7 protein-coding genes and 2 pseudogenes are annotated in these 8,158 nt (G+C 69.7%); 3 read left to right on the top strand and 6 right to left on the bottom strand.

The features are described 5' to 3' along the window. The first annotated feature begins 136 nt into the window (after window positions 1–136). Window positions 137–1,012 (top strand): hypothetical protein, encoded by an 876-nt coding sequence (locus ABZW30_RS46015; protein ID WP_355677314.1) that lies wholly within the window; start codon window positions 137–139, stop codon window positions 1,010–1,012. A gap of 114 nt (window positions 1,013–1,126) precedes the next feature. Here ABZW30_RS46015 and ABZW30_RS46010 read toward each other — a convergent pair whose 3' ends face one another. Continuing rightward, on the bottom strand, window positions 1,127–1,756 hold the full coding sequence (locus ABZW30_RS46010) for a hypothetical protein (protein ID WP_355677313.1): 630 nt from the start codon (window positions 1,754–1,756) through the stop codon (window positions 1,127–1,129). Between the two features lie 517 nt (window positions 1,757–2,273). Further along, complete coding sequence (locus tag ABZW30_RS46005) at window positions 2,274–3,116, bottom strand: hypothetical protein (protein WP_355677312.1); 843 nt, start codon at window positions 3,114–3,116, stop codon at window positions 2,274–2,276. A 27-nt stretch (window positions 3,117–3,143) separates the two neighbouring features. Here ABZW30_RS46005 and ABZW30_RS46000 point away from each other — a divergent pair, with 27 nt between their 5' ends. Together ABZW30_RS46000 and ABZW30_RS45995 are read left to right on the top strand one after the other, a co-directional pair. Continuing rightward, window positions 3,144–3,518: a hypothetical protein gene (locus ABZW30_RS46000; RefSeq protein ID WP_355677311.1), complete on the top strand. Its 375-nt coding sequence runs from the start codon at window positions 3,144–3,146 to the stop codon at window positions 3,516–3,518. A 426-nt stretch (window positions 3,519–3,944) separates the two neighbouring features. Further along, the gene (locus tag ABZW30_RS45995) at window positions 3,945–5,057 is read left to right on the top strand and encodes a CapA family protein (protein ID WP_355677310.1); all 1,113 of its coding nucleotides are present in this window, start codon (window positions 3,945–3,947) and stop codon (window positions 5,055–5,057) included. A gap of 76 nt (window positions 5,058–5,133) precedes the next feature. Here ABZW30_RS45995 and ABZW30_RS45990 read toward each other — a convergent pair. The 4 genes and pseudogenes from ABZW30_RS45990 to ABZW30_RS45975 form a co-directional block, all read right to left on the bottom strand. Next, window positions 5,134–6,246 (bottom strand): annotated as a pseudogene (locus tag ABZW30_RS45990) (ATP-binding SpoIIE family protein phosphatase); the annotation flags it as partial. A 213-nt stretch (window positions 6,247–6,459) separates the two neighbouring features. Then, window positions 6,460–6,909 (bottom strand): annotated as a pseudogene (locus ABZW30_RS45985) (ATP-binding cassette domain-containing protein); the annotation flags it as partial. Window positions 6,910–7,247: 338 nt separating this feature from the next. Beyond that, window positions 7,248–7,931: a TetR family transcriptional regulator gene (locus ABZW30_RS45980; protein ID WP_355677315.1), complete on the bottom strand. Its 684-nt coding sequence runs from the start codon at window positions 7,929–7,931 to the stop codon at window positions 7,248–7,250. Between the two features lie 144 nt (window positions 7,932–8,075). Beyond that, window positions 8,076–8,158: acyl-CoA dehydrogenase family protein (locus ABZW30_RS45975; RefSeq protein ID WP_157882129.1), on the bottom strand; the 83-nt coding region annotated here is incomplete at its 5' end.

Below are 8,158 nucleotides of genomic sequence, written 5' to 3'. Positions count from 1 at the left end.
ATCGCGCTGATCACCGCCCTGTGGCGTTGCCCGGCCTGCCACCGAAACCCGAACGACCTCACCGGCCTTGGTCAAGGACCATGACCGAGCCCTGTTGAGTAGCATCAACCACCCGGCCGGACGGCCAGTCACCGCGTTGACCGGCGCCGTGGCTGCCGTCTATACCGAGCTGTGCGGCCAGGACGGCGCAACCGCCGCTGCACTGGCCCTCGCTGCCGGGGTCAGTCCCTCCGCCGCCCGCAAGGCCCTCGCAGCCCTGGAGGAGCGCGGCCTTGCCCGGCGCACGCCGGGCGGGAACGACCGTACGCAACGGCTGCCCGACACCTGGTACGCCACGACCTCGGAGTCTACGGAGGCCGATGGTTGCTCAGCCCCCGCCGCGTCCACCGGCAGCCGTACGGCCGAGGCGGAGGACGGACACGCCGATCAGGCCAATGCCTCCGAGCCCGAGCTTCGTATGACCGACGGTGAAGACAGCGGCTCTCCGTCGCCGACGAAACTCGAGGCGGATTTCGCCGAGGACCAGCAGGACCAGGTTGCTGAGGACAGCAGCGAGGCCACGAACCTCGCGCACGAGGCACCGGCTATGGACATCACCCCGGCGACGGCGGAGACCGACGCGGACACTCCGCGACCGGCGAACGACCCTGGCACGGCGCACGAGGCAGGGGATGCCGCCACAGCGGCCGACGCGCCCACGGAGGCCGGCGACACGCCCGCTGGGGCGATCCCGTCGGTGTACCCGACCTGCGGGGCACGGCGGCGGCCCGCGCCCCGCGGGTCCGCCGCCACCGGCGCCGGTGTCCGGCTCGGGTCCGGGCAGTTGCACCAGATGATCCTTGAGCACCTGCGGGCGAACACCGCGCAGGACTGGTCTCCTACGGCGATCAGCAACGCGCTCGGTCGGTCCGCCGGGGCCATCGCCAACGCGCTGGCCACCATGGTTACCCGGGGCGAGGCGGAGATGACGACCGCCAAGCCCCGGCGATACCGGGCAACTACCGCTGAGTGAGCGGCACCAGATGGCCGTCCGAGGCACACCTGCTTCTCGGCCGGCCACCCTTCTGTGGTAGACCAAGTGAACGTCCGTCAGGCCTCTGCTCCCGCCCTCCCTGCCACGCGATGCTTAAAGTGCGGGATCCGCCCATCGGCCCAGCCCGGCCGCGATCTTGTCGAGGTCTTCAGAGGCTTCCAACCACCTGTTCGGAGGTCGGTGGGGGTGTTCCAGGCCTCGGAGAAGCACTCCGTGGACGAGCTCTGTGCGGGCCTGATTCGGCAGAAGAGTCAGTCCGAAGATCTTGAAGCTGGTTGGAAGGGAAACACTCAGGTACCGGTCCAGTTCACGAGATTGCTGGCGCATCCGGTCGAAATCCGCCTCCTCGCCGGCCGCCACGTTCCGGCAGTCGTCGGCCAATTGCTCAGCGATCCTAATGGTCGCAGTACAGATCTTGTGCACTCGAGTCTTCGCGCGAATGATGAATGCGATCGTGGCGGTGGAGAGAGTAATGATCAGACCGAGACGGGTCGCCGCAGGGACAGAGGGCATCACCCTCACCATTCCTAGGAACCCCGCCACAAAGAGACTCATGCAGATCGCGTGAGAAACTGTCGACCTACGTACTCGCCAGAGCAGCGATTTGCGCCAATCCACCCAGGGCTCCATGTGGGGCGCGGACAGCCATAGCAGGAGGGCGACGCACATCACCCCTCCCCCCCTGCCGGCCTGGCCGTTCGCATCAGAGCTGGTCAGGAGCACATAAAGAAGGACTCCTCCAAAGAGCAACCAAATCACCGGAGGAAGGCACGCCAGGCTCCACGCCACGGGGCGATCGAGCCATGGGGGCAGGAGCCCAAAAATGTGTAGGACGAGAAGTGGCCAGAGAAGAGCAGAGATCCACACTCGGTCCCAGAATCCGAGGAAGCTCAACGCTAGAAGCGGCACCCAGAGAACGCCGGTAACAGCAGCCGCAATGCCCCACCGTCTCCGCGGGGTCCAGCTGATAGCCGATGCAACAAGTTGGGTCATGAATTCCCCCATTCCATATCCAGCCGAACTATTGGAACTGCAGCCGTAACCTCCAACTCTCGAAGGTGGTCGGCTGACTCATGTTGGCGGCGAGACCATAACGCCTGCAACTCAGTTACTGATCTGCGCTATGCACCTTGCCAATGCGCTGTTTTGACGCCCCCAGGGGAATCGCAGACGCCGCCGGCACAGTAGCCGCCTCGTGCGACAGGCCCGCCGGACAACCCGGCGGGCCCGTCGCACGTAGCTATTTGCGGCCGCCGCACCCCGCGTGGCCGCAGCCGCCGCAGAACCCGCCGCGCGAACATGCGCAGCCGCAGGCCCCGCTGCTCTGCCGGGGCACCCTGGTGAGGCGGCGGGCGGCCTGGGTAGCCGACGTCGCGGCTCCGGTAGCCACTGGCCGGAGGGCGCCTAGGATCAGGTCGGCGAGGTCGGAGCGGCTGATGCTGCGGGTGGCGTGGGCGAGCGCGAAGTCCAGGCTAGGGGCCAGCGCTCCGGTCGCAGACAGGTTAAGGGTGAGCGCGAGACGCAGAGTCATCTCGCGTTCGATCAGGGCGTCGTAGCCGGACGGCAGGTAGCGGGAGGCATCCCGAGCGGCGATGTTGAGCGCCTTGGTGAGCGAGCAGACAGTGCCGCTGCGCAGCTGAACAGCGGCGACCTGGGCTGCCGCCCGGATGGAGCCCTGGAGTCTGTCAGTGACGGAGGTGGAGGTGGTGGGGCGGGTAGCAGGGCCCATAGCTCGGCTCGGGACGTGCGGCAGCTGGGCCGCCGCGCACAGGAGGGCGTCACGGCGTACCGGGCGGGGCCAGAGCCGATCACGGCTCTCCAGGGAAGGCATGGGGTCGGAGACGAGGAGGCTGATGGGGTAGAGCTGGGCGGCGTACGCGAGTCGGAAGACGCACTCGCGGCGGACGAGGTCCGTGTGACCGGGCGGCTCGTCGCCGGTGAGCGTCGCGGGGCGGATGGCGCCCTGGGCGTCGGCGAAGCGGTCGCCCGTGGTCAGGGCGTGGGCGAGGGCAGTGGCCAGGGTCGTTGCGGTGAGGGCGCGCAGGTGGTGAAGGTCGGCGGGCGCGCCGGGACGCGTGGACATGGTGAGGTCTCCTGACTGGACGGTTGGGTGGGGGCCGGGGCAGGGTCGCCCCGGCCGGGTGCCCCGACCTCACTCAGCGTCCTCACCCACCGCGAGGTCCTCCACCCCGACGACCTCACCGGCCCCGAGTCATTGCTCCTGCTCGCCGAGAGCCTCCTCCAGCTGCTCGAGGCCGGAGGGGAGGATGCCGCCGTCGACTCGTTGCTCTTCCAAGATCGCAGCAAGGCCAGCGAAGCCGTCGCCGCCGCCATCGCCTCCGGGCATCCGGACCAGGCCGGCCTCGCCGCCCTCCGTTCCCTGGCCGACGGCCCGCTGCGCGAGCGCTCGGCACTGCTCGGCCGCCTGAACGCTGCCCGCGCCCGCCGGAGTACCGCACGATCCAAGGGCAAAGGGCGGCGCTGACCCACCTGGTCAATGCGCCTCCGCTGCCGACCTTTTCACTCGACCGGGTCAAGTTGAACCCGGCCCCCCTTCGCGTCGTCTTCCGTGCTGCCAGGCTCTCTCCACGAGCCGGGCCTCACCTGGGCCCATCGAGGGCCAGGACCGCCGTGATCGCTGGGCTAATGGTCTGTGTCCCCCCTCGGACACAAACCATTCGCCGACGACGTCGGCGAGGGAATGCGGGTCAGGAGCAATCCTGGCCCGCATTTTGCGTTGCGCGTGGTCATACCCGCAGTGCGGGCCCGGGGCTGTGTAGAACCGCTGCCTTGTGCTGGGGGCCGCGTCCGTGGACGGTGCGAGCCGCTGACCGCGAGGCCTTCGTGGGGCAGACCGGAAGCCGAGGGCATCGCTGACCGGTTCCACGCTCCGGCGGCCTAGCGTGGAAGCATGAGCACCGACCCGGTCAGGTTGTTTCTCTGCGGTGATGTGATGCTCGGCCGCGGGGTCGACCAGATCCTGCCGCACCCCGGCGATCCGACGCTGCGGGAGCCGTACGTCCCGGATGCGCGGGCCTACGTCGAGTTGGCGGAGGCTGTGAACGGTCCGATTCCTCGTCCGGTCGACTTCGCTTGGCCCTGGGGGGAGGCCCTGCAACTGCTCGATCAGGCCGCACCCGAGGTACGGGTGCTGAACCTGGAGACGAGCATCACCCGCAGCGACGACTTCGCGGTGGGGAAGGACGTGCACTACCGCATGCACCCGGCCAACCTTCCCTGTCTGGCCACCGCCCGGCCCGACGCCTGTGTGCTGGCCAACAACCACGTGATGGACTTCGGCCTCCTCGGGCTCGCGGAGACGCTCGACACCTTGGCGAGCGCGGAGCTGACGGCAGTGGGTGCGGGCTGGGACGCGGGCGCGGCACGAGAACCCGCGATCGTCACGGTGGACGGCGGCCGGCGGGTTCTGGTCTTCGCGTTCGGCACGGCGTCCAGCGGGATTCCGTGGAGGTGGGCCGCGGCCGAGGATCGAGCCGGCGTCGACTTCGTGTCCGAGGCCTCGCACGTCGACGCGGCCGATGTCGTCGATCGGGTCCGGCAGGTGAGGCGACCGGGCGACGTCGTCGTCGCCTCCATCCACTGGGGGTCCAACTGGGGCTACCAGGTCTCCCGAGATCAGACCCGCTTCGCGCACACCCTGATCGACGGCGGCGTCGATGTCGTGTACGGACACTCCTCGCACCACCCCCGCCCCATCGAGGTCTACCGAGGGAAGCTCATTCTCTACGGCTGCGGCGACTTCATCGACGACTACGAGGGCATCACCGGCCAGGAGCACTACCGGGACGACCTGCGGTTGCTGTACTTCGTCTCGGTGGAGCCGAGCACCGGAAGGCTGGTCAGTGCCCGTATGGCGCCCGTACAAGCCCGACGGATACGGCTTGAGCGTGCCTGCGCCGAGGACGCACAGTGGCTGCGGGAGGTCCTCGACCGGGTCAGCCGCGGATTCGGCGTGCGAATCGATCTCGGTCCGAACGGCATGCTCACGCTTCGGGGCATGTGAAGGACGCGGGCCCTCGGCACGGAAACGCCCCGAATGCGCCGCTTCGTTGACGGCATGACGGCGGGCGCCCGGCCCGTCACGGGAGCGGCTGCTCCGCCCAGATGATCTTGCAGGTGGGTGTGTACCGGGCACCCCACCGCTCGGCGAGCTGGGCGACGAGGAACAGGCCTCGTCCGCCCTCGTCCGTAGTGGCCGCGTAGCGCATGTGGGGGGAAGTGTTGCTGGTGTCCGAGACCTCGCACATCAACTTGCGGTCCCGCAGCAGGCGGACGCTGATGGGTGCCGCGCCGTAGCGGATGGCGTTGGTGACCAGCTCACTGAGGATCAGCTCCGTGGTGAACACCAGGTCGTCCAGCCCCCACTCGGCCAGCTGGCGGCTGGCCGCGGCCCGTACACCGGCGACGGCGGCCGGGTCCACGGGTACGTCCCACTCGGCCAGCTGGTCCTGCGGCAGCGCCCGGGTGCGGGCGACGAGAAGGGCGATGTCGTCGCTCGAGTACGCGGGCGGGAGCGCGTCCAACACGGCATCGCAGGTGTCCTCCGGTGTCAGGCCGCGGGAGCCCTCCAACGCGCCGCGCAGCACTTCGAGTCCGTGGTCGATGTCATGGCGGCGGTCTTCGACGAGCCCGTCCGTGTAGAGCACCAGCCGACTGCCCTCGGGCAGCCTGATCCGTGCCGTCTCAAAGGGCAAGCCCCCCACACCCAGCGGGGGTCCTGCGGGCAGGTCGAGGTAGTCCACGGTGGCGTCGGGCCGGACGAGGGCGGGTGGGAGGTGGCCGGCGCGTGCCAGCTCGCAGTTCCGCGACACCGGGTCGTAGACGGCGTACAGGCAGGTCGCGCCGGTGATCTCGGCGCCGTCGCCAGTGGCCGCCTGGTCCCGGTCGATCCGGCTGACCAACTCGTCGAGGTGCGCGAGGAGCTCGTCGGGGGGCAGGTCCAGCATGGAGAAGTTGTGCACTGCCGTCCTCAGGCGCCCCATGGTGGCAGCCGCGTGCAGGCCGTGGCCGACGATGTCGCCCACGACCAGGGCGACGCGGCTGCCGGCCAGCTGGATGACGTCGAACCAGTCCCCGCCGACGCCCTCCTTCGCCGGCAGATAGCGGTAGGCGACGTCGAGGGCGTTCTGCTCGGGCAGCCCGTGCGGCAGCAGGGACTGCGCCAGGGACACGGCCATGGTGTGGTCCCCGGTGATGGCCGAGACGATCTGCTCCTGGGTGGCGTACTTGGTGTCGAAGAGGCCGCTGTTGCGTCCGAGGCGCAGCACCGCGATCCGGTCGGCGGTCGTGCGGACGTTCTCCAGGTCGTGGCTGACCAGCAGCACGCCGAGGTGCTGCTCGCGCAGGCGCTCGACCAGTTCGAGCACCAGGGCGGTCTGCCCGACGCCGAGGGCGGCGGTGGGCTCGTCGAGGATCACCACCTTGGGCCTGCCGATCAGCGCGCGTGCGATGGCGATGCTCTGGCGCTGGCCGCCCGAGAGCGAGCCCACGGGGATGCGCAGGCTGGGGAGCCTGATGGCCAGGGAGCTCAGCAGCCTGCGGGCACGCTTCTCCATCTCGACCTCGTCGAGGACGCCGAACCGGCGGATCTCCTGGCCGAGGAAGATGTTGCCGACCGTGTCGAGGTTGTCGCAGAGAGCCAGGTCCTGGTGGACGGTGGCGATGCCGAGGCTCTGCGCGTCCATCGGCCTGCGGAGGGCGACCGGCCGGCCGTTCCATTCGATGACCCCGCTGTCCGGTGCGAGCACTCCGGCGATCACCTCGACCAGGGTGGACTTGCCGGCCCCGTTGTCCCCGACCAGCGCGACGACCTCTCCCGCGTCGATCCGGAGGGCGACACCGCTCAACGCCTGCACGGCACCGAACCGTTTGGAGATGCCACGCACTGCCAGCAGGGGCGTCTGTGCCACCCGAACCACCTCTTCGCCGAGGGACGGAGCGGACACCGCAACCACCTCATGCGGGCCGACGGGTGAGCCCGTCCGGCCTCCTCTCCCATACTCACCCGTCTCCCATACTCACCCGCCGGGACGCGGGCTGTCCTGCCGCCCGGGGGCGGTCCGCACGGGTCGGCGTCGCCTCCTGCGCCACTGCCACGACGGTGGGGGCGAAAACCGGCGGGTCCCTCGTTCGAACCGCCCTCGATCCGGCCGCTCGGCCGTCGGTCGGCGAGGAGTGAACCCTTGCGGCCGGTTCAGACCCGGTGGGTGTCGCCGAGGGCGCTCTCGATGCCCTGGACCATCCGCCACAGCGGGGCGCGGCGGCTGGCGACCAGGACCACCACGTCGTCGGCCGGGCCCTCGCCGTTCTGGACGGAGTCGCGGCGGTCGCCCCAGGTGGTGGTGACGAAGGACATCGCCGCGTCCACCTCGGCCACCCAGTCGCTCTCACCGCCCGAACGCAGCCAGGTGCGCAGGGCGTGGTTGTGCGCGGCGACCACGGCGGCGGCGATCACGTCGGCGCGCAGCGGGCCGTCCGGGCGGCCGGCGAAGCGGCCGCGCAGATAGGCGGCGAGGGTGTGCTCGTAGCGCCAGACCACCGACAGCTCGTACGCCCGCAGACCGGGCACCTTGCGGGTGAGGCGGTAGCGCTGCACGGAGAAGGAGGGCTGCTCGGCGTACATCCGCAGGACCAGGCGGGCGGCGTCGCAGGCGTGCTTGACCGGATCCTCCTCGCCGGTGCCGGACTCCAGGAACTCCGTCATCTCGGCGAGGCCGCGCTCGTGGTCGGGGAAGACCACGTCCTCCTTGGCCGGGAAGTAGCGGAAGAAGGAGCGTCGGCCGACGCCCGCGAGCGAGACGATGTCGTCGACCGTCGTCTGCTCGAAGCCGCGCTCCAGGAAGAGCTCGAAGGCCGCGGCCACCAGCGCCTCGCGCATCGCCGGCTTCGAGGGCCCGTCGTTCATGGGAAGGTCCTGCGCTTCCTTCTCGCTCATTCTCCGGAACTTAGCATCGGGACGATGCGTCGGCTCCGACGGCCGGGTGGCTGACCGGTCCGGCCGTCGGGGCGCGTCAGAGCGTCGTTACGGCAGGTTGCGGGCCATGACGATGCGCTGGACCTGGTTGGTGCCCTCGTAGATCTGGGTGATCTTCGCGTCGCGCATCA

The organism is Kitasatospora sp. NPDC004669 (assembly GCF_040609455.1).
Classification (GTDB): Bacteria; Actinomycetota; Actinomycetes; order Streptomycetales; family Streptomycetaceae; genus Kitasatospora.
The sequence above is the reverse complement of the archived record's forward strand: the minus strand, read 5'-3'. Positions and strand labels throughout refer to the sequence as shown.

What these genes read in the sequence shown, in the direction of transcription:
- ABZW30_RS46005 (WP_355677312.1), bottom strand. Translation starts at nt 3,116, where the DNA reads ATGTCCACGCGTCCCGGCGCGCCCGCCGACCTTCACCACCTGCGCGCC.
- ABZW30_RS45995 (WP_355677310.1), top strand. Translation starts at nt 3,945, where the DNA reads ATGAGCACCGACCCGGTCAGGTTGTTTCTCTGCGGTGATGTGATGCTC.
- ABZW30_RS45980 (WP_355677315.1), bottom strand. Translation starts at nt 7,931, where the DNA reads ATGCGCGAGGCGCTGGTGGCCGCGGCCTTCGAGCTCTTCCTGGAGCGC.